This window comes from Streptomyces sp. JJ38 (assembly GCF_019303475.1).
Lineage (GTDB): Bacteria > Actinomycetota > Actinomycetes > Streptomycetales > Streptomycetaceae > Streptomyces.
On the sequence record NZ_JABLSI010000061.1, the window covers coordinates 1 to 25,538 of the forward strand.

21 protein-coding genes and 1 rRNA gene are annotated in these 25,538 nt (G+C 74.3%); 4 read left to right on the forward strand and 18 right to left on the reverse strand.

The features are described from left to right. Window positions 1-253: 253 nt before the first annotated feature. The 6 genes from HPT28_RS24055 to HPT28_RS24080 form a co-directional block, all read right to left on the reverse strand. Window positions 254-826, reverse strand: coding sequence for a hypothetical protein (locus HPT28_RS24055; protein ID WP_219093585.1), 573 nt, complete (start codon window positions 824-826; stop codon window positions 254-256). Then, on the reverse strand, window positions 811-1,980 hold the full coding sequence (locus HPT28_RS24060; protein ID WP_219093587.1) for a ParA family protein: 1,170 nt from the start codon (window positions 1,978-1,980) through the stop codon (window positions 811-813). The genes HPT28_RS24055 and HPT28_RS24060 overlap by 16 nt, the downstream gene beginning before the upstream one ends. A gap of 342 nt (window positions 1,981-2,322) precedes the next feature. Next, window positions 2,323-3,438, reverse strand: coding sequence for an alanine dehydrogenase (ald, locus tag HPT28_RS24065; RefSeq protein WP_219093620.1), 1,116 nt, complete (start codon window positions 3,436-3,438; stop codon window positions 2,323-2,325). A gap of 244 nt (window positions 3,439-3,682) precedes the next feature. Beyond that, window positions 3,683-5,860, reverse strand: coding sequence for a tetratricopeptide repeat protein (locus tag HPT28_RS24070; protein WP_219093622.1), 2,178 nt, complete (start codon window positions 5,858-5,860; stop codon window positions 3,683-3,685). Window positions 5,861-6,027: 167 nt separating this feature from the next. Continuing rightward, a complete protein-coding gene (locus HPT28_RS24075) occupies window positions 6,028-6,681 on the reverse strand; it encodes an NUDIX hydrolase (RefSeq protein WP_308119487.1) in 654 nt (217 codons plus the stop codon). Further along, window positions 6,678-8,327, reverse strand: a complete 1,650-nt coding sequence (locus HPT28_RS24080; protein ID WP_219093589.1) for a CTP synthase — start codon at window positions 8,325-8,327, stop codon at window positions 6,678-6,680. The genes HPT28_RS24075 and HPT28_RS24080 overlap by 4 nt, the downstream gene beginning before the upstream one ends. Before the next feature lie 406 nt (window positions 8,328-8,733). On the opposite strand from HPT28_RS24080, the gene HPT28_RS24085 reads away from it, so the two are divergent. Then, on the forward strand, window positions 8,734-10,542 hold the full coding sequence (locus tag HPT28_RS24085) for a glycoside hydrolase family 15 protein (protein WP_219093629.1): 1,809 nt from the start codon (window positions 8,734-8,736) through the stop codon (window positions 10,540-10,542). Between the two features lie 68 nt (window positions 10,543-10,610). Here HPT28_RS24085 and HPT28_RS24090 read toward each other — a convergent pair whose 3' ends face one another. From HPT28_RS24090 to HPT28_RS24125, 8 genes are all read right to left on the reverse strand, one after another. Continuing rightward, the gene (locus tag HPT28_RS24090; protein WP_308119489.1) at window positions 10,611-11,753 is read right to left on the reverse strand and encodes a glycosyltransferase family 4 protein; all 1,143 of its coding nucleotides are present in this window, start codon (window positions 11,751-11,753) and stop codon (window positions 10,611-10,613) included. Between the two features lie 8 nt (window positions 11,754-11,761). Next, window positions 11,762-13,513: a DNA repair protein RecN gene (gene recN / locus HPT28_RS24095; RefSeq protein WP_219093592.1), complete on the reverse strand. Its 1,752-nt coding sequence runs from the start codon at window positions 13,511-13,513 to the stop codon at window positions 11,762-11,764. A gap of 105 nt (window positions 13,514-13,618) precedes the next feature. Then, the gene (locus HPT28_RS24100; protein WP_308119491.1) at window positions 13,619-14,551 is read right to left on the reverse strand and encodes an NAD kinase; all 933 of its coding nucleotides are present in this window, start codon (window positions 14,549-14,551) and stop codon (window positions 13,619-13,621) included. After that, window positions 14,548-15,369, reverse strand: a complete 822-nt coding sequence (locus HPT28_RS24105) for a TlyA family RNA methyltransferase (RefSeq protein ID WP_219093595.1) — start codon at window positions 15,367-15,369, stop codon at window positions 14,548-14,550. The genes HPT28_RS24100 and HPT28_RS24105 overlap by 4 nt, the downstream gene beginning before the upstream one ends. A gap of 7 nt (window positions 15,370-15,376) precedes the next feature. Beyond that, window positions 15,377-15,769, reverse strand: coding sequence for a hypothetical protein (locus HPT28_RS24110; protein ID WP_257579340.1), 393 nt, complete (start codon window positions 15,767-15,769; stop codon window positions 15,377-15,379). A gap of 10 nt (window positions 15,770-15,779) precedes the next feature. Beyond that, entirely contained in the window at window positions 15,780-16,592 is an 813-nt protein-coding gene (locus HPT28_RS24115) for an ABC transporter ATP-binding protein (RefSeq protein WP_219093598.1), read from the reverse strand. Window positions 16,593-16,669: 77 nt separating this feature from the next. Continuing rightward, entirely contained in the window at window positions 16,670-17,704 is a 1,035-nt protein-coding gene (locus tag HPT28_RS24120; RefSeq protein WP_219093600.1) for an iron chelate uptake ABC transporter family permease subunit, read from the reverse strand. Beyond that, a complete protein-coding gene (locus tag HPT28_RS24125; protein WP_374227011.1) occupies window positions 17,701-18,768 on the reverse strand; it encodes a FecCD family ABC transporter permease in 1,068 nt (355 codons plus the stop codon). Before HPT28_RS24125 ends, HPT28_RS24120 begins: the two co-directional genes overlap by 4 nt. Window positions 18,769-19,005: 237 nt before the next feature. Between HPT28_RS24125 and HPT28_RS24130 the strand changes: the two genes are divergently transcribed. Then, entirely contained in the window at window positions 19,006-20,034 is a 1,029-nt protein-coding gene (locus tag HPT28_RS24130) for an ABC transporter substrate-binding protein (RefSeq protein WP_219093605.1), read from the forward strand. A gap of 30 nt (window positions 20,035-20,064) precedes the next feature. Further along, entirely contained in the window at window positions 20,065-20,901 is an 837-nt protein-coding gene (locus HPT28_RS24135; RefSeq protein ID WP_219093608.1) for a siderophore-interacting protein, read from the forward strand. Between the two features lie 64 nt (window positions 20,902-20,965). On the opposite strand, the gene HPT28_RS24140 is transcribed toward HPT28_RS24135, so the two are convergent. Continuing rightward, window positions 20,966-21,988, reverse strand: a complete 1,023-nt coding sequence (locus HPT28_RS24140; RefSeq protein ID WP_219093611.1) for an HAD hydrolase-like protein — start codon at window positions 21,986-21,988, stop codon at window positions 20,966-20,968. A 107-nt stretch (window positions 21,989-22,095) separates the two neighbouring features. Here HPT28_RS24140 and HPT28_RS24145 point away from each other — a divergent pair, with 107 nt between their 5' ends. Continuing rightward, a complete protein-coding gene (locus HPT28_RS24145; protein WP_219093614.1) occupies window positions 22,096-23,352 on the forward strand; it encodes a DUF1015 domain-containing protein in 1,257 nt (418 codons plus the stop codon). A gap of 68 nt (window positions 23,353-23,420) precedes the next feature. Here HPT28_RS24145 and HPT28_RS24150 read toward each other — a convergent pair whose 3' ends face one another. The 3 genes from HPT28_RS24150 to rrf form a co-directional block, all read right to left on the reverse strand. Beyond that, window positions 23,421-24,185 carry a tetratricopeptide repeat protein gene (locus tag HPT28_RS24150; protein WP_257579341.1) on the reverse strand — a complete coding sequence of 255 codons (765 nt, stop codon included), beginning with the start codon at window positions 24,183-24,185 and terminating at the stop codon, window positions 23,421-23,423. Continuing rightward, window positions 24,185-24,808 carry a hypothetical protein gene (locus HPT28_RS24155; protein ID WP_219093617.1) on the reverse strand — a complete coding sequence of 208 codons (624 nt, stop codon included), beginning with the start codon at window positions 24,806-24,808 and terminating at the stop codon, window positions 24,185-24,187. Before HPT28_RS24155 ends, HPT28_RS24150 begins: the two co-directional genes overlap by 1 nt. A 455-nt stretch (window positions 24,809-25,263) precedes the next feature. Further along, window positions 25,264-25,380 (reverse strand): 5S ribosomal RNA (gene rrf / locus HPT28_RS24160). Window positions 25,381-25,538: the final 158 nt, after the last annotated feature.

Here is a 25,538-nt window from a genome sequence, read left to right on the forward strand (position 1 = left end):
GGCGGGCGCGGCGGGCTCGACCGGCGCAGTGGCTGCCGTGGGCGCCGCCGCGGGCTCGGCGGGCGCCGGCACCGGGGCCGGGCCGGACTCCCCCGCGGACTCCGCCGTTCCCCCGCGCCCGAGGGCACGGCGGCGGGGCCGTGGTGTCGTGGCGGAGGGGTCGGACATGGTCATCGCGATGGCACCCTACCGCTGCACCAGGCGACGGAAGGCCTGTCACGCGCCCGGCCGGACGCGCCCCTGGGGGCGGTCGTCAGTTACCGCTCAGCCGCCGGACGAGGATGCTGGCGTCCCCCCGGGCCTCAAGGTCGGCCAGGACGACAGCCACGGCCTCGCGGACGATGCGGCCGCGGTCGACGGCCAGGCCGTGTTCGCCGCGCAGCACGAGACGGGCGTGCTCCAGGTCCATGAGCTCCTCGGCGGAGACGTAGACCGTGATCTTCTCGTCGTGGCGTTCCCGGCCGCTGGGCCTGCGCGGTGCCCGCGCACGGCGGGGTGTCCCGGCCGTCGCGCTCCTGCTCCGCGGGGCCGGAGGCTGCCGCCGGGGAGCCGGAGGCGGCACGTGCGGCTGCTCCCCGGCCGGCGCCCCGGGGCGGGCGGTGTCGCGCCCGCTGTGCTCCTCGGACGACTCGCCCGCCGGACGCGGTTCGGCGGGCGCCGCCCGCCCCGCCCCGCGCTGGGTCGTGCTCTCGGCACCCGGCGGCTGGGACTGCTGGGGCGGTCCGGCGGGCTGTTGCGCCGGCTGGGGCGAGGACGGCTGGACGCCACCGCCCCCGGTGGTGCGGAACAGCTCGTCGGCCGCCGGGAGACTCACTCGGCGTGGCACCGGGCGAGCACCTCCCTGGCGAGCTGTCGGTAGGCGGCGGCGCCGACGGAGTTCGAGGCGTAGGTCGTGATGGGTTCACCGGCCACCGTGGTCTCCGGGAAGCGCACGGTGCGTCCGATGACCGTGTGGTACACGTTGTCGTCGAACGCCTCGACGACGCGGGCCAGCACCTCGCGGCTGTGCACGGTGCGCGAGTCGTACATCGTGGCCAGGATGCCGTCGAGCTCCAGCTGCGGGTTGAGTCGCTCCTGCACCTTCTCGATGGTCTCGGTGAGCAGCGCGACGCCGCGCAGCGCGAAGAACTCGCACTCCAGCGGCACGATCACCTTGTGGGCCGCGGTGAGCGCGTTGACCGTGAGCAGACCGAGCGAGGGCTGGCAGTCGATGACGACGAAGTCGTAGTCGGGCAGCAGCGGTTCGAGGGCGCGCTGGAGCGTGGACTCCCGGGCCACCTCGCTCACGAGCTGGACCTCCGCCGCCGACAGGTCGATGTTGCTGGGCAGCAGGTCCATTCCGGCGACGGCCGTTTTGAGCAGGACCTCATCGCTCGTCATGCCCCGCTCCATGAGCAGGTTGTAGACGGTGAGGTCGAGCTCCATCGGGTTGACGCCGAGGCCGACGGACAGGGCGCCCTGCGGGTCGAAGTCGACGAGGAGGACGCGGCGTCCGTACTCGGCGAGCGCGGCGCCGAGGTTGATGGTCGACGTCGTCTTGCCGACGCCGCCCTTCTGGTTGCACATGGCGATGATCTTCGCCGGGCCGTGCTCGCTGACCGGGCCGGGGATCGGGAAGTACGGCAGCGGGCGGCCGGTGGGACCGATGCGCTCCCGGCGCTGCCGGGCGGCGTCGGGGGCGAGGGTGGCGGCGTACTCCGGATCGGGCTCGAACTCCGCGTCCGGGTCGTAGAAGTGACCGTCCGGCATGTCCGCCTCGTATTCCGGGAAACCGTGCGCCGCGTGACCGGTCATGGTGTCCCCGCGGTTCTGGTCCGTGCTGCTCTGCTGGCTCTGATGGGCTGTCATGCGCGTGGAGTCCTGGTGTGCGGTGAAGGTGCGGACAGCGACGGAGCCGACAGCCTGCCGCCCGGCGGGCTCCGGGCCCGGCGCAGGTGTTCCTGGTTGGCCACCCCCGGGAGTAAATGTCGACTCATTCACAAGTCGTCTTACCTCCTTGGCGACCAGGGAATTTCTAGACAGGTCAGCGTGGCACCATGCCGACGTTTGGTGACTCTATGGCGAGTCGGCAGTCCTCAGCAACACAAACGGCCCAGTGGGCACGATGTGTCGGGAACCGAACACCCGGTTGTCAAGGGCGTGCGAGGGCGGGGAGGAAGGTGTCGGGGCGCCCGGGGCGCGCACTTCGGCCGAAACCGCCTCGTTCGGCGCGAGTTGCTCCACGCGGCGGCGTGCACGGGGGGGGCGACACGCCGCGGCCCCGGCCGGGTCGCGGGGGAACGATCCGGCCGGGGCCGTGCGATGGCCGTCTTCGGCGTTCGCTCAGCCGAGCAGGTCGGCCAGCTCGACCCGGGGCAGCCCGTGGGCCTCGGCGACCGGGCCGTACACGACCTTGCCGTCGTGGGTGTTGAGCCCCTTGGCCAGCGCGGCGTCCCGGCGCAGGGCCTCGGCCCAGCCGCGGTTGGCCAGCTCCAGGATGTAGGGGAGCGTGGCGTTCGTCAGCGCGTAGGTGGAGGTGTTGGGCACCGCGCCGGGCATGTTGGCGACGCAGTAGAACACCGAGTCGTGCACGCGGAAGGTCGGTTCGGCGTGCGTGGTGGGACGGGAGTCCTCGAAGCAGCCGCCCTGGTCGATCGCGATGTCGACAAGGACACTTCCGGGCTTCATCCGGGACACCAGCTCGTTGGTGACCAGCTTCGGCGCCTTCGCGCCGGGGATGAGCACGGCGCCGATGACGAGGTCGGCCTCCAGGACCGCCTTCTCCAGCTCCAGGGAGTTGGAGGAGATCGCGCGCACCCTGGTGCCGAAGATCTTGTCGGCCTCGCGCAGCTTGGTGATGTCCTTGTCCAGCAGCGTCACGTGGAAGCCGAGGCCCACGGCGATCTGGGTGGCGTTCCAGCCGGAGACGCCGCCGCCGATGACGACGGCCTTGCCCGCGTGGACGCCGGGGACGCCGCCGGGCAGCACGCCGCGGCCGCCGGCCGAGCGCATCAGGTGGTAGGCGCCCACCTGCGGGGCGATCCGGCCGGCCACCTCCGACATCGGGGCCAGGAGCGGCAGGGCGCGGTTCGCCGTCTCGACCGTCTCGTAGGCGATGGCCGTCGTGCCGGACTGGAGCAGCGCGTCGGTGCACTCACGGGAGGCGGCGAGGTGCAGGTAGGTGAAGAGCGTCTGGTCCTTGCGGAGCCGGTGGTACTCCTCCGCGATCGGCTCCTTGACCTTCAACAGCAGATCGGCGGTGGCCCACACCTCGTCCGCGGTGTCCAGGATGGTGGCACCTGCGGCGATGTACTCCTCGTCGGAGATGGAGGAGCCGACACCGGCGTTCTGCTCCACGTAGACCTGATGCCCGCCTCGGACGAGCTCGTGCACGCCGGCCGGCGTGATGGCCACGCGGAACTCGTTGTTCTTGACCTCGCGGGGGATACCGACCTTCACGTCGATCACGGTTCCTTGGAATCTGGGGGCTGGAGACAGGCCGGGCACATCGACGCCACCTCCCCGTACAGCAGCATATGCGGACGAACGCCTTCGCGTCCGGCCATGCCGGTCATGCCGGAAGTAGCCGTGTAGCGGTCACGATGACCACGGCTCTGCCAGTCTAATGAAGGACGCCGTGGTGTCTAGCCTTACAAACGAGGAAACTTTTCCGTGATGACTATGGAATTCGTAGGTAGGCGGCTCAGGGGCTCGACGGGCGGGGTGGTTCCTCGGCAGTAGCTCCCCCCGGCGGCTCCGCTTCCTCGCCCGCCTCTTCCCCGGCATCCGGCCCGACCGGCGCGCCCGCACCGGACCGCTCCTCCTCCCGGGGTTCCGCTTCGGCGCCGGGCGCCGCCCCCGCCCCGGCGGGACGCGGCTCCGGGCGCGGCGGGACGACCGTCGCGGCCGGACCGGCCGAGGGCCCCGGCTCCTCCAGCAGCCGCTGGGCGGCCGCCCGATGGGCCGCCGCGCCCGCGGCGTCGCCCACCCGGGCGCAGGACTCCGCCAGCCGCAGGCCGAGGGCCGCCTCCAGCCGCGCGTCCCGCGCCTCCCGAGCCCGCTCCAGTGCCTGGTGGCGGGTCCGCAGTGCGTCGTGCGCGTGGCCGGCCTCCTCCTGTACGCGGGCCACCTCGCCCAGCGCCCGCGCCTGGGCCTGCGGATTCCGTAGCCTGCGGTGGATTCCGGCCGCGGATTTCCAGGCGCGCAGGGCCTCCCCCCACCGCCCCGCCATGCGGTGGACGGTGCCGAGACGGCCGTGCAGCCGGGCCGCGCCCTCCTGGTCGTCCGTGTTCAGACACAGGGCGAGGGCCCGTCCGTACCAGTCCTCGGCCCGCGCGGGGTCGGACCGCTCGGCATAGGTGTCTCCCAGGGAGCCCATGGCCCGCACGGCCGCCTCCACGTCACCGCCGCCGTCGGCGCGGACGGCGGCCAGCGCTGCCCGGTAGCGCTCGGCGGCGAGCGTGAGGCGTCCCGTCCACGCGTCGAGGTCGCCGAGGTTGAGCAGTGCGGCGGCCCGCTCCCGGTGCAGGGCGCGGCGCTCGGCGACCTCGAGGACGAGCTCGTGCAGCCGGTAGTGCTCGGCGGCCGTGTGCTCCGGGGCGCGGTGCGCGTTCAGGGCCCGGGCCAGGGCCGCCACGAAGCGGCGCGCCAGGGTGTCCAGCTCGCCGTCGGCGGCCGCCAGACGGGCCCCGGCGAGCAGCGCGGGCAGGCGGGAGCCGAGCCAGGCGGCGGCCTCGCGCCGGGTCTCGAACCGCAGCGGACGCGGTTCCCTGCCCAGCTCCCGGCGCGGCGGGGAGCCCACCGGTTCGGTCACGGCCCAGCAGGAGCGCAGCTGCCGCACCGAGCGTTCCAGCATCCGGGCCCGGGCGAGCTGGACCTCGGCGGGGCGTTCCCGGGCGTCGAGCTCCCGGCGCAGCAGGGCGTCCAGGCAGGGCGGCACCCGGCAGGCTCCTTCAGGGAGCCGCTGGAGCAGGCCGAGCCGGAGGAACTCGGCCAGGGCGGCGTCGGCGGCCGGGACGTCCCAGCCGGCCAGGGCGGCGGCGAGCGGGGCGTCGACGAAGCCGTCCGGGGCCAGGCACAGCAGCCGCAGCAGCCGGACGTGCCGCGTGGGCAGCGCGCTGTGCACGAGGTCGAAGGCGCGTTCCAGCGGCGTGTCGCCACGGGCCTCGGCCAGCCGCCGCGCGGCGTCGAGCATCGAGGTGTGCGGGTGGACGGCCAGCCAGCCGCCGACCAGCACCAGGGAGGCGGGGTGGTGCGCGCAGGCGGCGGCGAGACGCTCGGCGGCCCGGGGGTCGACGGTGAACCGCAGGTCGGAGCCGGCCCGGGCGGCGAGCAGGGCGACGGCGGCGGCCGGGTCCAGCCCGCCGAGGGTGCAGGGCCGCACGTCGGCTACCCCGCTCAGCGGCCCCTCGGCGGTGGCCAGCACCAGGCATCCGCGCTCGTCGGGCAGCAGCTCGGTGAGCTGTTCGGCCGCGGCGACGTCGTCGAGGAGCAGCAGGGCCCGCTGGTCGCGCAGGGCGCCTCGGAGCGCCTCGGTGAGCTCGTCGGGGCCGTCGCCCGGACGCGCGGGGACGCCGAGTCCGTCCAGCAGTTCGCGCGCGGTGCGCTCCACCGGCACGGGTGCCCCGCCGGGCTCGGTGAGCCGGGCGCGCAGGAGGCCGTCGGGGTAGTCGGGCGCGAGACCGCGGAGGAACTCCTCGGCCAGCGCGGTGCGGCCGGAGCCGGGCGGGCCCGCGACGAGGAGGACCCGCGCGCGGGGGACGGGGCGCCCCGCCAGGGTCTCCAGACCGGCCCGGTCGACGTCCGCCCGCAGCGCCGCGAGCTCGGGCGCCCGGCCGATGAAGGGGGCTTCGTGGACACCGCTGTGCACCGCCTGATCCATCACGCCGCGAGCGTAGTGCAGAGGCGGTCACATCCGGTGATGGACAGGCTGTCATATCACCGCATCGGAGCCGTACGTCCGCCCCGGGGCCGCGCACCGGGGCGGGGCGTACTCCGTACGCGCAGGCGGAACCGCGCGCGAGTGCGGCTCAGGCGGAGGAGCGCGGCTCAGGCGGAGTACGGACGGGCCGGCCAGGGCGCGTCGGCCGGACGCAGCCCGGCCACGCCCCCGCCCGCCCGCGCGGCGCTCAGCGCGAGCACGCCGAGCGCCAGGATGCCGTTGTGCAGCTCACCCTCCAGGACACCGCGGACCAGCGTGGGCAGCGGAACCCGGGCCAGCTCCATGTCGGCCTCCTCCTCCAGCGCCTCGTAGCGCTCGCCCTCGGCCGCCGACAGCTCCCGGGCCAGGAAGATCCGCACCGCCTCGTCGGAGCCGCCGGGGCTGGTGTAGACGTCGGTGAGGACGTGCCAGTCCTCCGCCTTGACATGCGCCTCCTCGTACAGCTCGCGCTGGGCGGCGTGCAGCGGGTTCTCGCCCGGGACGTCCAGCAGCCCGGCCGGAAGCTCCCAGAGCCGGTGCCGCACCGGGTGCCGGTACTGCTTCAGGACCAGCACCCGGCCCGCCTCGTCCAGCGCCAGCACGGCGACGGAGCCGGGGTGCGTCTGGTAGTCGCGCCCCGTGGTGCCGCCGTCGGGCATGACGACCTCGTCGGTGCGGACGCCCGTCTTGGGCCCGCTGAACGGCACCGAGGTGGCGGTGACCCGCCACTGCTCGGGGCTGTCGCTCAGCGGGCCGGCGGGACCGGCCGGAACGCCGGTCACCGGGACCCCTGCTGCCGCTCGACGGCGGCCTTGACCAGGCCGGCGAAGAGCGGGTGCGGCCGGGTCGGACGAGAACGCAGCTCGGGGTGGGCCTGGGTGGCGACGAGGTACGGGTGGACCTCGCGCGGGTACTCGACGTACTCGACGAGCTTGTTGTCGGGCGAGGTGCCGGAGAACACGACCTGCGCCTTCTCCAGCTCACCGCGGTAGGCGTTGTTGACCTCGTAGCGGTGGCGGTGGCGCTCCTCGACGTAGGGCTCCCCGCCGTAGACCTCGCGCACGATCGAGCCCTCGGCGAGCTTCGCCGGGTACAGGCCCAGCCGCATCGTCCCGCCCATGTCGCCCTCACCGGCGACGATGTCGAGCTGCTCGGCCATCGTGGAGATCACCGGGTGGGGGGTCCCGGAGTCGAACTCGGTGGAGTTGGCGCCCTCGATCCCGGCCAGGTTGCGGGCGGCCTCGATGACGATGCACTGCAGGCCCAGACACAGGCCGAGCAGCGGGATGCGGTTCTCGCGGGCGTAGCGGATGGCCGTCAGCTTGCCCTCCACCCCGCGCTCGCCGAAGCCGCCGGGGATGCAGACGGCGTCCACGTCACCCAGGAGCCGCTCGGCGCCGCCGGGCGCGCCGCACTCGTCGGAGGTGACCCACTTGATCTTGACCCGGGTGCGGTTGGCGAAGCCGCCCGCCCGCAGCGCCTCGGTCACGGAGAGGTAGGCGTCGGGCAGGTCGATGTACTTGCCGACGAGAGCGACCGTCACCTCGTGGTCGGGCTCGTGGACGCGGCCGAGCAGGTCGTCCCACTGCGTCCAGTCCACGTCACGGAACGGCAGGTCGAGGCGGCGGACGACGTAGGCGTCCAGCCCCTCGGCGTGCAGCACCTTGGGGATGTCGTAGATCGACTTGGCGTCCATGGCGGCGACGACGGCGGCCTCGTCCACGTCGCACATCAGCGAGATCTTGCGCTTGATGGCCGTGGGCACCTCGCGGTCGGCGCGCAGGACGATCGCGTCGGGCTGGATGCCGATGTTGCGCAGGGCGGCCACGGAGTGCTGCGTCGGCTTGGTCTTCAGCTCGCCGGAGGGGCCGATGTAGGGCAGCAGCGAGATGTGGACGACGAAGACGTTGTCCCGGCCGACCTCGTGCCGGACCTGGCGCACGGCCTCCAGGAACGGCAGCGACTCGATGTCGCCGACGGTCCCGCCGACCTCGGTGATGACGACGTCGACGTCCTCGGTGGCCAGGCGGCGGATGCGGTGCTTGATCTCGTTCGTGATGTGCGGAATCACCTGAACGGTGTCGCCGAGGTAGTCGCCGCGCCGCTCCTTGGCGATCACCGAGGAGTAGATCTGGCCGGTGGTGACGTTGGCGGAACCGTCGAGGTCCACGTCGAGGAAGCGCTCGTAGTGGCCGATGTCCAGGTCGGTCTCGGCGCCGTCGTTGGTGACGAACACCTCGCCGTGCTGGAAGGGGTTCATCGTGCCGGGGTCGACGTTGAGGTACGGGTCCAGCTTCTGCATGGTGACCCGCAGGCCGCGGGCCTTGAGAAGCGCGCCGAGGCTGGAAGCGGTCAGGCCCTTGCCGAGCGAGGAGGCGACACCCCCGGTGACGAAGAGGTGCTTGGTCGTCAAGGATTTGGGCGGCATGGCCAAAGGGGGGCTCCCGTGGTCGCGAGGTGAGGTGCTCAACGCCACCCACCGGACGAATCGGGGGTACGGCTGCTGAGGTGCTGCTGCTGGGGTTGGGGGCCCTGTCACTGGCGGACTCGGCACCCTCCGCTCCACGGGCTACCAGGGTATCAGCCGAGCGGACCCCGCGACGTGCGGCCATCGTGCACATCGCACGCGGACGCGTCACCTCCGCTTCACGGCTCCACCACCGGTCGCCCGAGGGTCCAGCACGGAGTCCGACGATGTGACCGGACAGCGGGAGTCGGCCTATCGTGACGACTGGGCGGTACTGCCGCTCAGCGTCGTATGCTGCCTGGATATTCGCTGGGCAGGAGTAGAGATCCGTGCGTCCCACGGGGGGCGTGACGCCGTTCGACTGGAGATGCCTGTGGCCGGGCGCATCGAGGACTACGCACTCATCGGGGACATGCAGACGGCTGCCCTGATCGGGCGTGACGGCACGGCCGACTGGCTGTGCCTGCCCCGTTTCGACTCCCACGCCATCTTCGCCGGGCTGCTCGGCACCGAGGAGAACGGCTTCTGGCGGCTGGGACCGACGCCAATGGGCGGCGAGGAGCCCCGCCCGGCCGACCGTCGCCGCTACCGGGGCGACTCGCTGGTCCTCGAGTCGGAGTGGGACACCGACCGCGGCACCGTCCGGGTCATCGACTTCATGCCGCCCCGTGACGGCGCGCCGCAACTCGTGCGGATCGTCGAGGGCGTCAGCGGCCGCGTGCGCATGACCTCCGCGCTGCGGATGCGCTTCTCCTACGGCTGGGTCGTGCCCTGGGTCCACAAGATCGACCACCGCACCGTCGCGGTCGCCGGACCCGACTCCGTCTGGCTGGACACCGAGGCCGAGACGTACGGCAAGGACCTGACGACGTACTCCGACTTCACCGTCGCCCCCGGCGAGCGGGTGGCCTTCACCATCAGCTGGCAGGCCTCGCACCTGAAGCCCCCGCCCTACCCCGAGCCCGACGTCGCGCTGGAGAACACCGAGGAGTTCTGGCGGGACTGGATCGCGCACTGCACGTACCACGGCCCCTACCGCGAGCCCGTCATCCGCTCGCTCATCACGCTCAAGGCCCTCACCTACGCACCGACCGGCGGCATCGTCGCCGCCCCCACGACCTCGCTGCCCGAGGACATCGGCGGCGTCCGCAACTGGGACTACCGCTTCACCTGGCTGCGGGACGCCGCGATCACCCTCTCCTCCCTGCTGCGCACCGGCTACCGGGACGAGGCCCGGGCGTGGCGCGAGTGGCTACTGCGCGCCGTCGCCGGCGACCCGGAGAACCTGCAGATCATGTACGGCATCGCGGGCGAGCGCGAGCTGGGTGAGACGGAGCTGACCTGGCTGCCCGGCTACGAGGGCTCCACTCCGGTCCGGGTCGGCAACGGGGCGGCCGGGCAACTCCAGCTCGACGTCTACGGCGAGGTCACCGAGGCCCTGCACCTCGCCCACATGACCGGGCTGGCCCGCAACGACTACGCGAGTCTGCTCCAGCTCAAGCTGATCCGGTACCTGGAGGACCACTGGGACGAGCCGGACGAGGGCATCTGGGAGGTCCGCGGGCCACGTCGGCACTTCGTCCACTCGAAGGTCATGGCCTGGGTGGCGGTGGACCGCACGGTCAAGCTCATCGAGTCCGGTGAGGTGGACGGGCCCCTGGAGCGCTGGCGCGACCTGCGCGACGAGATCCACCGCACGGTGTGTGAGAGGGGCTACGACAAGGAGCGCAACACCTTCACCCAGTCCTACGGCTCCCAGGAGCTGGACGCCTCGCTGCTCCTCATCCCGCAGATGGGCTTCCTGCCGCCGGACGACAAGCGCGTCATCGGCACCATCGAGGCCATCCAGCGCGAGCTGTCCACCGAGGACGGTTTCGTGATGCGCTATCCGACGGCCGGCGCGACCCCGGGGGTGGACGGGCTGGAAGGCGACGAGGGCGCGTTCCTGGCGTGCTCGTTCTGGCTCGCCGACGACCTCGCCATGATCGGCCGGGTGGACGAGGCGCGGCAGCTGTTCGAGAAGCTGCTCTCCCTGCGCAACGACCTCGGGCTCCTGGCCGAGGAGTGGGACCCGAAGCTGAAGCGGCAGGTCGGCAACTTCCCGCAGGCCTTCAGCCACGTGCCGCTGATCGACACCGCGCTGCGGCTGACGGCGTCCGGCGCCTACGGCGGCTGACGCCGCCCACGGCCCCGGAACGGGCGCGGGGACCCGCCTGTCGGCCCCGCGCCGCGGCGCGGGGCCGCTCACCAGTCCGAGACCGCGCCGGCCAACTCGTCATAGACACTGAGCACATGAGCGACGGTCGCGTCCTCCGTCGGCCACCGGCCCGCTTGTTCGCGCCCTGCCGCCGTGAGCCGCTCCCGCAGCTCCGGCTCGGTCAGCAGCGCCTCGACGGCCTCCGTGAGCGCCTCGGCGTCGCCGTAGGGCACCAGCAGCGCCGCGTCGCCAACGAGTTCGGCCAGGCCTCCCGTCCGGGTGGCGACCAACGGCACACCCGAGCGCAGGGCCTCCTGGGCCAGCAGGCTCCGGCCGGGACGCCGGCCGCTGAGGACGGCCACGTCGGCGGCGGCCAGCAGCGTCAGCGCGTCCTCCCGCCGCCCGAGGAGCGCCACGGGAAGTCCCTCGCCGTGCACCCGGCGCTGGACGGCCGCCTGCTCGGGCCCGGCGCCGACGAGGGCCACCAGCGGCGGGGCCGCCCGCCGCGCCCGCCGGCCCCAGGCCGCGGCCGCGGCGAGCAGGGCGTCAAGACCCCGGTCCGACACGAGCCGCCCGACGGCGACGACGAGCGGCCGGTCCAGGGCACCGAGTTCCGCGCGTGCCTTGTCCCGCGCCGTCTCCTCCGCCCCGCCCTCGGGCGTCAGCGCGGGCAGGGCCACGGGCGCCAGCCGGGCGTCCCGGGCCCCGTGCTCGCGGGCCGCCGCCACCAGCTCCGGGGTCGCGCCGAGCACGAGCCGCGCCGCGCGGACCACCCGGCGCTCCAGCAGCCGCGTCAGCGGAGCGGCCACACCGCCCGAGTCCCCCCGCGTGTGCCAGCTCACCACCAGCGGAACGCGCCGACGGCCGCGCAGGGCGAGCGAGGCGAGCAGCCCGGCACGCATCCCGTGGGCGTGCACCAGGTCGGCGTCGGCGCTGACCGAGCGCAGCAGGGCGACGGCCTGGGCCCGGTGGCGTACCGACAGCGGCGCGAAGTGGGCGCCGACCGACGTGAACCGGTAGCACCGCTCGGCACCGCGCGGGGCGCAGACGGTGACCCGTACCCCCCGGGCGGCCAGCCCGGCGGCGAGCGAACGCACGTGGACGCCGGTGCCCAGGCTGTCCCCGCCGAGCACCTGGACGGTGCGCCAGGGCAGCCCCGCCCGCCGCTCGGCGTCGGTTCCGGGTTCCACCGGGGGCCTCAGCCGTCCGCCCGCGCCGCGGCGAGCAGCTCCTCGGCGTGGGCGCGGGCGAGTTCGGAGTCCTCCTGGCCGGCCAGCATCCGGGACAGCTCGCGAACTCGGTCCTCGCCGTCCAGCCGTTGGACGCCGCTGCGCGTGACCGAGCCCTCGCTGGTCTTGCGCACGGCCAGGTGGCGGTCGGCGAAGGCGGCCACCTGCGGCAGATGCGTGACGACGACGACCTGGGCGCTGCGGGCCAGCCGGGCGAGGCGGCGCCCCACCTCGACGGCCGCCTTGCCGCCGACGCCCGCGTCGACCTCGTCGAACAGATAGGTGGGTACCGGGTCCGAACCGGCGAAGACCACCTCGACGGCGAGCATCACCCGGGAGAGTTCACCGCCGGAGGCCCCCTTGGCGATGGGCCGGGGCGGTGCTCCGGGGTGCGGGGCGAGCAGCAGCTCCACCTCGTCGGTGCCGTGCGGGCCGAAGGCGACGGTCCGGCCGTCCACCTCGATGCCCTCCGGGTCCTCGGTGCGGCGCAGCGCGAAGGAGACGCGGGCGTGCGGCATGGCCAGTTCGGCCAGCTCCGCGGTGACGGCGTCGGCGAACCGCTTGGCGGCGTCCTGCCGTGCCTGGGTGAGCAGCAGGGCGAGCCGGGAGAGTTCGGCGCGCAGCGCGTCGCGTTCGGCGGTGAGCTCGCCGATCCGGTCGTCGTCGCCGTCCAGCTCGGCGAGCCGGGCGGCGCCGTTCTCCGCCCAGGCCAGGACGGCGGCGATGTCGCCCTGGGCACCGCCGTACTTGCGGGTGAGCTGGGTGAGCGCGGCGCGGCGCTCCTCGACGGCGGACAGCCGCAGCGGGTCGGCCTCCAGGTCGTCGGCGTATCCGGCGAGTTCGCCGGCGACGTCGGCGAGGAGGATCTGGACCTCGCCGAGCCGTTCGGCGAGCTGGGCCAGGGCGGGATCGTGGGCCCGCACCCCGTCGAGGGAGCGGTGGGCGGCGGCCACCAGCGCGGCCGCGTCCACGGACTCCGGGTCGGCCGGGTCACCGGCGAGCGCCCCGTGGGCGAGCGCGGCGGCGGAGGCCAGCGCCTCGGCGTGCCCGAGCCGTTCGGCCTCGGCGGCCAGCTCGGTGTCCTCCCCGGCGCGCGTCTCGGCGGCGGCGACCTCCTCGAGGCCGAAGCGCAGCAGGTCGGCCTCCTGGGCACGCTCGCGGGCGCGGGTGGTCAGCTCCTCCAGCCGGGCGCTGACGGTGCGCAGTCGGCGGTAGGTCTCGCTCCAGTCGGCCAGCGGACCGGCGACCGCGTCCCCGGCGAACCGGTCGAGTGCCTGCCGCTGGCGGGCCGGGCGCAGCAGGCCCTGCTGGTCGGTCTGGCCGTGCACGGCGACGAGCTCGTCGCTCAGCTCGCCGAGCAGGCCCACGGGCACGGAACGGCCGCCGACGTGGGCGCGGGAGCGGCCCTCGGCGGAGACGGTGCGGGTGACGAGCAGGGCGCCCTCGTCCAGCTCGGCGCCCGCCTCGGCGGCGCGCCGGGCCACGGGACCGTCCTCGGGTACGGCGATGCGGCCCTCGACCACCGCCGCCCTGGCGCCGACCCTGACCAGCGCCGCGTCCGCCCGTCCGCCCAGCAGCAGCCCGAGACTGGTGACGACCATCGTCTTCCCGGCGCCCGTCTCGCCCGTCACCGCGGTGAAGCCGGGAGACAGTTCGAAGGCGGCGTCGTCGATCACGCCCAGGGCCTGGATCCGCATCTCCTCCAACACGGGTACGACCATACGCGGTCGGCCGCGTGCGGCGGTCCCGGTGGGCGGTGATTCCGGCAGGGCGTGCGCCGCGCACCCGGCCTGTCGCCGGGGCGGCGCGGGGTCCGCGGCCCCGTCTCAGTGCGGCGCGCCGCGCCAGCCGGCCACCGGCAGGGCGAACTTGGCGACCAGGCGGTCTGTGAACAGCGCGTGGTGGAGGCGGGCCAGCCGGACGGGTACGGCACCGCGGCGCACCTCGACACGGGCGCCCGCGGGCAGCTCCACCGTCCGGCGGCCGTCGCACCACAGCACGCCGTTGGGCGTCTGCGGCTGCACCTCGACGGCCAGGACCGAGGCCGGGGAGGTCACCAGCGGCTTGGCGAACAGGGCGTGGGCGCTGATGGGCACCATGAGGAGGGCCTCCACCTCGGGCCACACGACCGGGCCGCCCGCGGAGAAGGCGTAGGCGGTGGAGCCGGTGGGCGTGGCGCACACGACGCCGTCGCCGCCGAAGCGCGAGACCGGGCGGCCGTCGACCTCGGTGACGACCTCCAGCATGCGTTCGCGGGCCGCCTTCTCCACCGAGGCCTCGTTGAGGGCCCAGTCGGTGTGGACGGGTTCGCCGTCGCTGCCGCCGTTGCGCACGAGGACGTCGATCGTCATGCGCTCCTCGACCTCGTAGTCCCGGGCCACGACCCGCTTGACGACGCGGTCGAGGTCGTCGCGCTCGGCCTCGGCGAGGAAGCCGACGCGGCCGAGGTTGACGCCCAGCATGGGTACCCCGGAGGCGCGGGCGAACTCGGCTCCGCGCAGCAGGGTGCCGTCGCCGCCGAGGACGACGAGCAGTTCGCACTGGTTCAGGAGGTCCTCGCCCGGGTCCACGGCCTCAACGGCCGATGGCAGCGGCAGGTCCCGCGCCTCGTCGGCCAGCACCCGGACGCCGATGCCGTGCCGCAGCAGCCCCTGGACGAGGAGTTCGGCGCTGCGCACGGCCGCCGGCCGCCCGGTGTGGGCGAGCAGGAAGACGGTGCGTCGCGGTGCCGGGTCGCTCTCGCTGTTCACGGTCGTCACTGGGGCCCCTCCGCCACGGCTCGGTCGACGTCGGCCGGGTCGAGGTCGGGTGCCCCGGCACGCAGCCACAAGAAGTATTCGACATTGCCGGAGGGGCCGGGCAGGGGGCTGGCCGTGACACCGAGCACGCCGAGTCCGTGGGCCGCCGCCTGTCCGGCCACGGTGCGCACCGCCTCCGCCCGCAGCTGCGGGCTGCGCACGACGCCGCCGCTGCCGAGCCGTTCGCGTCCGACCTCGAACTGGGGCTTGACCATGAGCACGAGGTCGGCGTCCGGGGCGGAGCAGTCGACGAGGGCGGGCAGCACCAGGCCCAGCGGGATGAAGGACAGGTCGCCGACGACGATGTCGGCCCGCTCCCCGTCGAGCGTCCGCGGAGTGAGCTCGCGCACGTTGGTGCGGTCCTTGACGACGACGCGCTCGTCGGCCTGCAGGGACCAGGCGAGCTGACCGTACCCGACGTCGACCGCGAACACCCTGCGGGCGCCCGCGCGCAGCAGCACGTCGGTGAAGCCGCCGGTGGAGGCGCCCGCGTCGAGGGCCGTGCGCCCGGTGACGGCCAGCCCCCGCGGGGTGAACGCGGCGAGCGCCCCGGCGAGTTTGTGGCCGCCGCGCGAGACGTAGTCGGGGTCGTTGTCGTCGGGGCGCACGACGATGGCGGCGCCCGTCTCGACCTGGGTGGCGGCCTTGGCGGCCGTCGCGCCGCCCACGGTGACCCGTCCGGCGGCGATGAGCTGGCCCGCGTGCTCACGCGAGCGCGCCAGTCTGCGGCGTACCAGTTCCGCGTCGAGTCGGGCTCGGCGAGGGCGTGTTGCGGCCACCTGAGGTTCAGCTCCCGGGTTCGTGCTGGTCCAACGCGGTCAGCGTGCTGCGCAGACCGTGGTGCACATCTTCGTACACGTCCAGATGGTCCGGGACGTCGAGCCGGTCGGTGTCGGCGAGACGCCGCAGCCCGGCGTCGACCTCCGGATGGCCGGTGGGCTGGACGACGACGCCGAGCGGGCGGGGTCCTCCCCCGGCCACGGCGGGCCCCGCGGGTTCCGCGGAACCGGGCTCCGCGGCCTCGGCCTCGGGCTCGGGCGCCTTTGGCTCTCGCGCCTCGGGCTCGCGCGCCCCGGTCTCCGGCGCGGGGGCGGCCTCCGGGTGCCGCGCCGGCGCGGGGGCGGCCGACGGCCGGTGCGGTACGCCGCCGGGAACGGCGGTCTCGTCCGTGCGCTCCATGACCCCGACGCTACACGGCCGCCCGCCTCCGGGCGGCCGGGACCACCAGCGGTGTTCCCGTCTCCGGGTCCTCGATGACCTGACAGCGCAGCCCGAAGACGTCCGCCACCAGTTCGGCGGTGACGATGTCGCCGGGCGTGCCCTGTGCCACGATTCGCCCCTCGCGCAGGGCGATGAGATGGGTGGCGTAGCGGGCGGCGTGGTTGAGGTCGTGCAGCACGGCGACCAGAGTGCGGCCCTCTTCCTCGTGGAGCCGGGCGCACAGGTCGAGCACGTCGATCTGGTGCTGGATGTCCAGGTAGGTCGTCGGCTCGTCGAGCAGCAGGACGGGCGTGCGCTGGGCGACGGCCATGGCGATCCACACGCGCTGGCGCTGGCCTCCGGAGAGTTCGTCGACGTGGCGGTCGGCCAGGTCCCGGATGCCGGTGGCCGCCATCGACTCGGCGACGATCCGCTCGTCCTCCCGGGACCACTGGCGCAGCAGACCCTGGTGCGGGTAGCGGCCGCGGGCGACGAGCTCCGCGACCGTGATCCCGTCGGGGGCGGTCGAGGACTGCGGCAGCAGGCCGAGGGTGCGGGCCACCTGCCGGGCGGACAGGGAGTGCAGGTCGCGGCCGTCGAGCAGGACCGTGCCGGCCCGCGGCCGCAGCATCCGGGCCAGGGCCCGCAGCACGGTGGACTTGCCGCAGCCGTTCGGGCCGACGATGACGGTGAAGGAGCCGTCGGGCACCGCGACGTCCAGCCCTTCGGCGATGACCCGGCGGTCGTAGGCGAGGGTGAGCCCCTCGCCGCGCAGTCGGCTCGCGGCCCTGGTCCCGGCCATGTCCGTCCTTCCTCCCGTGACTGCTCTCGGTGTGTTCGGTGCTTCCTGCGTACGCGGTGGCGTGCGGTGGCCGTCGGTCATATCCGGCCCGCCCGCCGCTCGCCGACCAGCAGCCACACCAGGTAGACGCCGCCGAGCAGGCCGGTGACGACGCCGACGGGCAGCAGGCGCCCCGGGACGGCGTGCCTGGCCAGCAGGTCGGCGCCGACGACGAGGGCGGCGCCCAGACACAGCGAGGGCAGCAGGTGGGGGCCGGGCGTGCGGGTGAGCCGCCGGGCGAGCTGGGGCGCGGTCAGCGCGACGAACGAGACCGGCCCGGCGGCCGCCGCGGCGGCGGAGGCCAGCAGCACCCCGGCGGCCAGCAGGACGAGCCGCAGCCGTTCCACGCGGACGCCGAGAGAGGCGGCGGCGTCGTCCCCCAGCTCGACCAGGCGCAGGGCCCGTCCGCCGCCGAGCGCGACGGGCAGCACGGCGAGGAGCACGGCCAGCAGGGGCAGGGCGCTGTCCCAGCCGCGCCCGTCGAGGCTGCCCGTCAGCCACAGCACGGCCCGGCCCGCCTCCTCGATGCGCGCCCGCGTCAGGAGGTAGCCGTTGACGCCGGTGAGCACGGCCATGACGCCGATGCCGACGAGGATCAGCCGGTAGCCGTGCACGCCGTGCCGCCGGGCGAGCAGGTACACGGCCGCTCCGGTCAGGAGGCCGCCGAGGGCCGCGCCCCCGGCCAGGGCCAGGCTGCCGCCGCCGGCCACGACGATGGCGACGAGCGCGCCGGTGGCCGCGCCCTGGGTGAAGCCCAGCACGTCGGGGCTGCCCAGCGGGTTGCGGGTGAGCGACTGGAACAGCGCTCCGGCCGTGCCGAGCGCGGCCCCGACCAGCAGTGCCGTGACGACGCGGGGCAGCCGGACGTCGCGGACGACGAAGACGTCGGCGGGGTGGCCCTGCCCGGCCAGGGTGCGCAGGACGTCCGCCGGCGGCAGCGGATAGGCACCGCTGCCCACGGCCACGAGCCCGAGGGCCAGGGCCAGCAGGGCGCACAGGGCGCCGACGGCCAGGGCCCTCGGGTGACAGCGCACGGAGTAGGGGCCGCGGCGCAGGGTCCGGGGGCCGCTCATGCCTTCACCGCCCTTCCGCGCCGCACGAAGTACAGGAACACCGGCCCGCCCAGCACGGCCGTGACGATGCCGACCTGGAGCTCACCGGGACGCGCCACCAGCCGGCCGGCCACGTCTGCCCCGAGGAGCAGCACGGGGGCGAGGACGGCGCAGTACGGCAGCAGCCAGCGCAGGTCGGGGCCGGTGAGTGAGCGCACGAGGTGCGGCACGAGGAGGCCGACGAAGACGATGGGCCCGCACGCGGCGGTGGCCGCCCCGCACAGCAGGGTCACGGCCGCCACGGCTCCGGCCCGGACCAGGGCCGGGCGGGCGCCGAGGGCGCGGGCGGCGTCGTCGCCCATCGCCATGGCGTTGAGCGGGCGTCCGAGCGCGAGGGCGAGCAGAGCCCCGGCCGCGACGAACGGCAGCAGGTGCCCGACGGTCTCGGCCCGGGCCCCGGCCAGGGAGCCGACCGTCCAGAACCGCATGCGCTCCAGCGAGGCGGCGTCGAGGATCATCGCGGCGTTGACGTAGGAGTAGAGCGCCGCGTTGAGGGCGGCCCCGGCCAGGGCGAGCCGGGCGGGCGTGGCGCCGCGCCCGCCGCCGACGGTGTAGACGAGCGCGGAGACGGCCGCCGCCCCGGCGAAGGCGAACCACACGTAGCCGGTGTACGTGCCGACGCCGAGGAAGGCGATGGCGGAGACCACGGCGGCCGAGGCGCCCGCGTTGATGCCGAGGAGCCCGGGGTCGGCGAGCGGGTTGCGGGTGAGGGCCTGCATCACCGCGCCGGCCAGTCCAAGGGCCAGACCGGCGAGGAGCCCGAGGAGGGTGCGCGGCAGGCGCATGTCGTGGACGACGGTGTGGTCGGGCGAGGCGGGATCGGTGAGCCCGGGCCAGACGGCGCCCGCGGGAAGGGGTTTGGCCCCCAGGGCGATGCTGAGCACGAGGACGAGGAGCAGCGCGAGCAGGGCGGCCAGGAGGCCGGTGGCGCGGGCGGCGGACCTGCCGAGCACGCGCGGGGAGGCGGGAGCGTGGTCGGCGGCCGGTCCTGCGGCCCCGGCCCCGGGGGGCTTGGTGAGCGTCACGTGCGGGCTCCGGTCGGGGCCACGGGAGCGCGGGGCACCCGGCCAACTGGACAACAACTTAGGTAAGGTTAACCTAATACGCATGCCGGGTTCGCGGACCCCTCGCCGCGGCCCGGCATGCCCGCGCGGCACACCCCCGGTCACGTCGTGCGCTCCGGCTGCCGCGGGCCCGCACGCTCCCGACCACACACACGCGCGCCGCGTCACCGCGCCCACCCCCCGAAAGAAGGCACCACCATGCGCACTGCCCGCCCTCTCACCGTGTCCCGCCGCGGCCTGCTCACCGCCGCAGGCGCCCTCGGCATCGGCACCCTCCTGACGGGCTGCGGGTCACGCGAAGGCGGCGGGAGCGGCGAAGACGGCGGCCAGTCCTGGACGTTCACCGACGACCGGGACGAGAAGGTGACCGCGGACACCCGGCCCGAACGGATCGTCGCCTTCACCGGCACCGCGGCCGCCCTCCACGACCTGGGCCTCGGCGCACGCGTCGCCGGGGTCTTCGGCGAGACCCGGCGGAAGGACGGCACGCCCGATCCGCTCGCCGGCGAACTCGACATCGACACCGTGGAGATCGTGGGCAACGCCTACGGCGAGTTCGACATCGAGACCTACGCCAGACTGCGTCCCGAACTGCTCGTCACCCACCAGTACGACCCGGGCGCCCTGTGGTACGTGCCCGAGGAGGGCAAGGAGAAGATCCTGCGGCTGGCGCCCAGCGTCGCCGTCTCCGTCGCCGGCGTCCCGCTGCCCGAACCGATCCGCCGGTACGCCGAGCTCGCCGAGTCCCTGGGCGCCGACCTCGAGGCCCAGCCCGTCCTGGACGCCAGGAAGCGGTTCGAGGACGCCGCCGAGTCGCTGCGCCAGGCCGCCAGGGCCGTCGGCGGCCTGCGGGTGCTGGCCGCCTCCGGAGCCGCCGACCACTTCTACGTCTCCAACCCCGGCATCAGCACCGACCTGATGTACTTCAAGCAGCTCGGCGTCGACATCGTGGTGCCCGAGAACCTCGACGCGGGCGGCTACTTCGAGACACTGAGCTGGGAGAACGCCGCCAAGTACGAGGCCGACCTCATCATGCTGGACAGCCGCACGGTCGCCCTCCAGCCCGAGGCCCTCGAGTCCAAGCCCACCTGGCGCGAACTGCCCGCCGTCAAGGCCGGCCAGGTCACCGCCTGGGACACCGTGCCGCGCTTCAGCTGGGCGGGCAGCGCCCCGCTCCTCGAAGACCTCGCCCAGGCGCTCCGCACCGCGAAGAAACTGAACCGATGACGCCCCGCGCGACACCCGGAGGTACCGACCGTGACCGAGGACTCCCCCTTCCGCTTCTTCGCCGCGCACGTCCTGCGCTCCCGGCGGCTGAGCCCGACCATGACGCGCGTCACCCTCGGCGGCGAGGAGCTGACCGCCTTCGCCTCCGGCGGCCGTGACCAGAGCTTCTCCCTCTTCCTGCCCCACCCCGGTCAGAAGGAGCCCGTCGTCCCCGTGACGGCGCAAGAGGGCTGGTTCGCCGCCTGGCGCGCCATGGACCCGGCCGTGCGGGCCGTCATGCGCTCCTACACCGTGCGCGAACAGCGCACTGAAAGAGGAGAGGTGGACGTCGACTTCGCCCTGCACGGCGACGACGGACCGGCGGCCCGCTGGGCGGCGCGCTGCGCACCCGGCGACCGCGTCCTCCTGCTCGGCCCCGCCGTGAGCGACAACAAGGCCGTCGGCTTCCGGCTGCCGCCCGGGGCCGGCTGGACGTTGCTCGCCGGCGACGAGACGGCGCTGCCGGCCATCGCGGGCATCCTGCGCGACCTGCCCCCGGACCACCGGACCCGGGTGTGGATCGAGACCCCGGACGCCGCGGACCGCGTGACGCTGCCCACCCGGGCCCGAGCCGACACCACCTGGCTCGTCCGTGAGCTCGGCGCCACGCACGGCGAGCTCCTCCTGGACGCCGTCCGGGCCGAACCCTTCCCCGGCGGGGCGCCGTACGCGTGGATCGCGGGCGAGGCGGCCATGGTCAGGTCCCTGCGCCGGCACCTCGTCCGGGAACGGGAACTGCCCCGCTCGGCCGTCGCGTTCACCGGCTACTGGCGACGCGGGGCTTCCGAGGAGGAGCTGAGGGAGGAGGCCCTGCGCGCCGCTTCCTGACACACCGGGCCCCCGGGAGGCCGGTTGACGCCCAGGGCTCCCGCCCGGCCAAAGACGCCCCCGGCTACAGGCCGAGGCGGGCGAGCGCCTTCTCCACGTCCAGGGCACAGGCCCCGTCCCCCGCCGCCGTCCAGGCAGCGCCGCACAGGGCCCGCAGCCCGTCCAGCGGCTCCCCGTCGCCGTCCAGCGTCACCTCCTGCGCGGTGGCCCGCGCCGTCCAGCCCCCGCAGCGCCAGGCCCCCTCCTCCGGCACCGGCCGGGTGTGCGGCGTCAGCAGGCCGCGCAGGTCCGCCGCGACGAACGTCGGCCGGTGCTCGGGGCGGGCCCGCAGCAGCTGCGCCGCGTCACACACGCCCGTCAGCACGAGCAGCGAGTCGACTCCACCGGCGTGCGCACCCTCGATGTCGGTGTCGAGACGATCCCCCACCACCAGCGGACGCCGGGCCCCGGTGCGCAGGATCGTCTCACGGTGCATCGGCGGCAGCGGCTTGCCCGCCACCCGCGGCTCCGGAGCCTCCCGCATCCAGCGCGTGGCGATGCGGACCACCTCGACGGCCGCCCCGTTGCCCGGCGCGACGCCCCGGCCCGTCGGAATCGTCAGATCCGTGTTGGACGCGTACCAGGCCGCCCCCCGGCCCACCGCGAGCGCGGCCTCGGCCAGCCGCCCCCACGGGAGGTCCGGGCCGCCGTAGCCCTGGACCACGGCCACCGGCTCGTCCTCGGCCGACTCCACGAGGCGCAGACCCCGCTCGGCGAGCGCCACCCGCAGCCCCTCGCCGCCGACGCACAACACCCGCGCTCCCGGCTCCGTCTGCTCGGCCACCAGCCGCGCCACCGCCTGCGCGGAGGTGACGACCTCCGCCGCCTCCGCCGCGACCCCGAGCTCCGTGAGATGCTCGGCGACCGCCTCCGGGGTGCGGGAGGCGTTGTTCGTCACATACGCGAGCCGCATCCCCGCCGAGCGGGCCGCGGCCAGCGCCGGCACCGCGTGCCCCACGGCCCGCCCGCCCGCGTAGACGACTCCGTCCAGATCGAGCAGCGCCGTGTCGTACGCCGCGTGCAACGGCTCCCGGGACGATCGCAGCATGGGTGGGCCTCTCTCCTCCTGATCCTGTGCCCGCACCGGTCCTGTGCGCGCCCGGTCATTCTTCACCCCCGCCCCGGCGGTCTTGCCAAGCGGCTTAGCATGCAGGGATGCATGCTGCCGGTCTGCGCCTTCTCCCCTTCCGCGGTCTGCGCTACGCCCCCGAGCGGGTCAGCAGCCTCGCCGCGGTCACCTCGCCGCCGTACGACGTCGTCGTCCGCCCGGACCAGCTGCACCAACTGGAGACGGCCGACCCGTACAACATCGTCCGGCTGATCCTGCCGCAGACCGACGACCCCGAGGAACGCCACCGCAAGGCAGCCCAGACCCTCCGCGACTGGGAGGCCCGGGGCATCCTCACCCGGGACGAGCAGCCCGCCCTGTACGTCTACGAGCAGCGCAACGGCGAGACGCTCCAGCGCGGCCTCATCGGCGCCCTGCGGCTGTCCCCGCCCGAGGACGGCGTCGTCCTGCCGCACGAGGACGTCATGCCGCAGGTCGTCGAGGACCGCCTCGCCCTCATGCGCGAGACCGCCGCCAACCTCGACCCCCTGCTCCTGTCGTACCGCGGCAACGGCACCGCGAGCGGCGCGACGGCCGTCATCGAGCGCGCCGCACAGCGCCCCCCGCTCCTCACCACCACCACGAGCGACGGTGTCGCCCACCGGCTGTGGGCCGTCACCGACCCCTCCGAGATCGCCGAGGCCGACGCGGACCTCGCCCAGCGCCGGGCCCTCATCGGCGACGGCCACCACCGCTGGGCCACCTACCTCCGGCTCCGCGACGAACACCCCGGCCGCCCCACCTGGCAGCACGGCCTCGTCCTGCTCGTGGACACCCTGCGCTACCCACTCCAGGTGAGCCCCATCCACCGGTTCCTCCCCGGGCTCAGCCCGCGGGCGGCGCTCGACGGCCTCGGCGACGCCTTCCGCGTCCGACCACTCGACGGTCCGCTGTCCGCCGCCCTCGCCGCCCTGGAGGAGACCCCCGGCAACGCCTACATCCTCAGCGGCGGCCCCGGCCACTTCCACCTCCTGGACCGCCCCGAGCCGAAGCTCCTCAAGGAGGCCGTCCGCGGCGACCGCCCGGCCGCCTGGCGCGAACTGGACGCCACCGTCCTGCACTCCGTGCTCCTGGACACCGTGTGGGGCATCCAGGACCGTCCGAGCGACATCGGCTACCTGCACTCCGCCGAGGCCGCCGTCACCAAGGCCGCCCAGACCGGCGGCAGCGCCCTCCTCATGCGGGCCACCCCCGAGTCCACCGTCCTCGAACTCGCCGAGCAGGGCGTGACGATGCCCCGCAAGTCCACCTCGTTCGGCCCCAAGCCGGCCACCGGACTCGTCCTCCGCACCCTCGACGACTAGGGCCACACACACGTGGGCGGAACCCCCTGGAGGGGGTTCCGCCCACGCGTGTTCACCGGGCCCGGCCCTCAGCTGTCGCCGTCCCGCCCCCCGCTCTGCTCGTCCAGCTCGCCCCTGCCCGTCTCCTCGCCTGCGTCGGCACCAGCGGCGGTGGCCTCGTCAGCGACGTCCGCTTCCGCGTCATCCGCGTCGGCGTAGTCCGCGTCGGCTTCCTCGTCGTAGGCGTCCAGGAACTCGATGCCGTCCAGCTCGGCCAGCCGGTCCGAGGCATCCGTCGAACCGCTCTGGTCCGCCTCCAGCGCCCTGGCGAACCACTCACGGGCCTCCGCCTCGCGCCCGACCTCCAACAGTGCGTCAGCGTAGGCGTAGCGCAACCGCGCGGACCACGGCTGCACCGAGCTCGAAGCCAGCTCCGGGCTCTGCAGCGTAACGACGGCGGCCTCGGCCTGGCCCATGTCACGGCGCGCCCCGGCCGCCACCAGGCGCATCTCCACCTGGCCCGCCTTGTCCAGGCGCTGCACCTCCGGCTCCCCCGCCATGGCCAGCGCCTTCTCCGGGCGGCCCATGCCCCGCTCGCAGTCGGCCATCACCGGCCACAGGTGCTGCGAGCCCGTCATGCGCCGAGCAGCGCGGAACTCCGCCAGGGCCTCGGCGTACTTCTCGGCGCCGTACGCCGCGAAACCCATCGCCTCCCGAACAGCGGGGACGCGCGAGGCCAGACGCAGGGCGACCTTCGCATAGCCATAGGCCTGCTGCGGGTCCTCGTCCAGCGTCCGGGCCACCATCACCAGGTTCTTGGCCACGTCCTCGGCAAGCGTCTTCGGCAGGCTCATCAGCTCCTGGCGAACATCCTTGTCGATCTCCTCACCGGTGACGTCCTCCGGGATGGGCAGCCGCCGCACCTGGTCGCGCGGACGGTCGTCACGCCCACGCCCATACCCCTCGCCACGGCCGCGGTCATCCCAGCGCGGCCCGCGCGGACCACCGCCACGGTAGCCGCCCCGGCCCCGGTCGTCCCGGCGGTCGGCACGATCACGGCCCCCGCCGTACGGTCGGCGCCCCCGGTCGTCGCTGCGGCCCTCTCGGCGGTCATCACGGCGGTCATCACGGCGGAATCCACGGTCCTCACGCCGGTCGTCGCGGCGGAAGCCGGGACGGTCGTCGCGGCGGAAATCCGGACGGTCACCGCGCGGGCGGAACTCACGGCGCTCGCCGCCACCCCGCTCGCTCCGGTGCTCGTCACGCCGGAAACCCCTACGGTCGTCCCGACGGTCGTCGCCGCGGAAGTCCGGACGGTCACCGCGCGGGCGGAACTCCCGACGGTCGTCTCCCCGCTGGTCGCGTCGGTCTCCCCGCGGCCCACGGTCGTCCCGACGGAACCCGCCTCGGTCATCCCGACGATCGTCCCGACGGAACCCGCCTCGGTCATCCCGACGGTCATCCCGACGAAAGCCACGGNCCGACGATCCTCCCGACGGAACCCGCCTCGGTCATCCCGACGGTCATCCCGACGGAAACCACGGCTATCCCCGCGGTCATCCCGACGATCCTCCCGACGGAAACCACGGTCGTCGCGGCGGCCGTAGCCATGGCGGTCGTCGTCACGTCGCGGGCCGCGGTCGTCGCGACGGAAGCCCCCACGGCCCCGGTCGTCATCGCGGCGGGGACCGCGCGGCCCGCGGTCCTCTCGATCCCGTCGAGAGTCCTGCCGGCCCTCCCGACGATCGCCGCGTCCGAAGCCACCTCGGTCACGGCCGCCAGCCTGTCGACGCGACCGGTCGTGCCTGTCCGGCCGGTCAGGCCGCTCCTCAGAAGAATTGGACATCGAGGTGACTCCTTGATCTCATGCGAAAAATAAAAAGGACCGTTGGTCCCAGCGCGTCGCTGGGACCAACGGTCCTCTCAAAGATTGTTCGGCGGCGTCCTACTCTCCCACACGCTCCCGCATGCAGTACCATCGGCGCTGAAAGGCTTAGCTTCCGGGTTCGGAATGTGACCGGGCGTTCCCCTAACGCTATAACCACCGAAACCCTATCACCGCCATAACGGCGGAAATCTGACAAGGTCAGCGAACAAGCACTCTGTTCAGTTGATCTTCTTGCTCAACCGACAGGCTGTTTGCTGCCTGGGAGCTACACAGTGGACGCAAGCAACTATGGACAAGCCCTCGGCCTATTAGTACCGGT

Bases quoted from the DNA above. Each gene is read 5' to 3' on its own strand.
- HPT28_RS24120 (WP_219093600.1), bottom strand. From the start codon at position 17,704: ATGAGCGGCCCCCGGACCCTGCGCCGCGGCCCCTACTCCGTGCGCTGT.
- HPT28_RS24070 (WP_219093622.1), bottom strand. From the start codon at position 5,860: ATGGATCAGGCGGTGCACAGCGGTGTCCACGAAGCCCCCTTCATCGGC.
- HPT28_RS24080 (WP_219093589.1), bottom strand. From the start codon at position 8,327: ATGCCGCCCAAATCCTTGACGACCAAGCACCTCTTCGTCACCGGGGGT.
- HPT28_RS24130 (WP_219093605.1), top strand. From the start codon at position 19,006: ATGCGCACTGCCCGCCCTCTCACCGTGTCCCGCCGCGGCCTGCTCACC.
- HPT28_RS24085 (WP_219093629.1), top strand. From the start codon at position 8,734: ATGCCTGTGGCCGGGCGCATCGAGGACTACGCACTCATCGGGGACATG.
- HPT28_RS24145 (WP_219093614.1), top strand. From the start codon at position 22,096: ATGCATGCTGCCGGTCTGCGCCTTCTCCCCTTCCGCGGTCTGCGCTAC.
- HPT28_RS24115 (WP_219093598.1), bottom strand. From the start codon at position 16,592: ATGGCCGGGACCAGGGCCGCGAGCCGACTGCGCGGCGAGGGGCTCACC.
- HPT28_RS24140 (WP_219093611.1), bottom strand. From the start codon at position 21,988: ATGCTGCGATCGTCCCGGGAGCCGTTGCACGCGGCGTACGACACGGCG.
- HPT28_RS24110 (WP_257579340.1), bottom strand. From the start codon at position 15,769: ATGGAGCGCACGGACGAGACCGCCGTTCCCGGCGGCGTACCGCACCGG.
- HPT28_RS24150 (WP_257579341.1), bottom strand. From the start codon at position 24,185: ATGAGCCTGCCGAAGACGCTTGCCGAGGACGTGGCCAAGAACCTGGTG.
- recN (WP_219093592.1), bottom strand. From the start codon at position 13,513: ATGGTCGTACCCGTGTTGGAGGAGATGCGGATCCAGGCCCTGGGCGTG.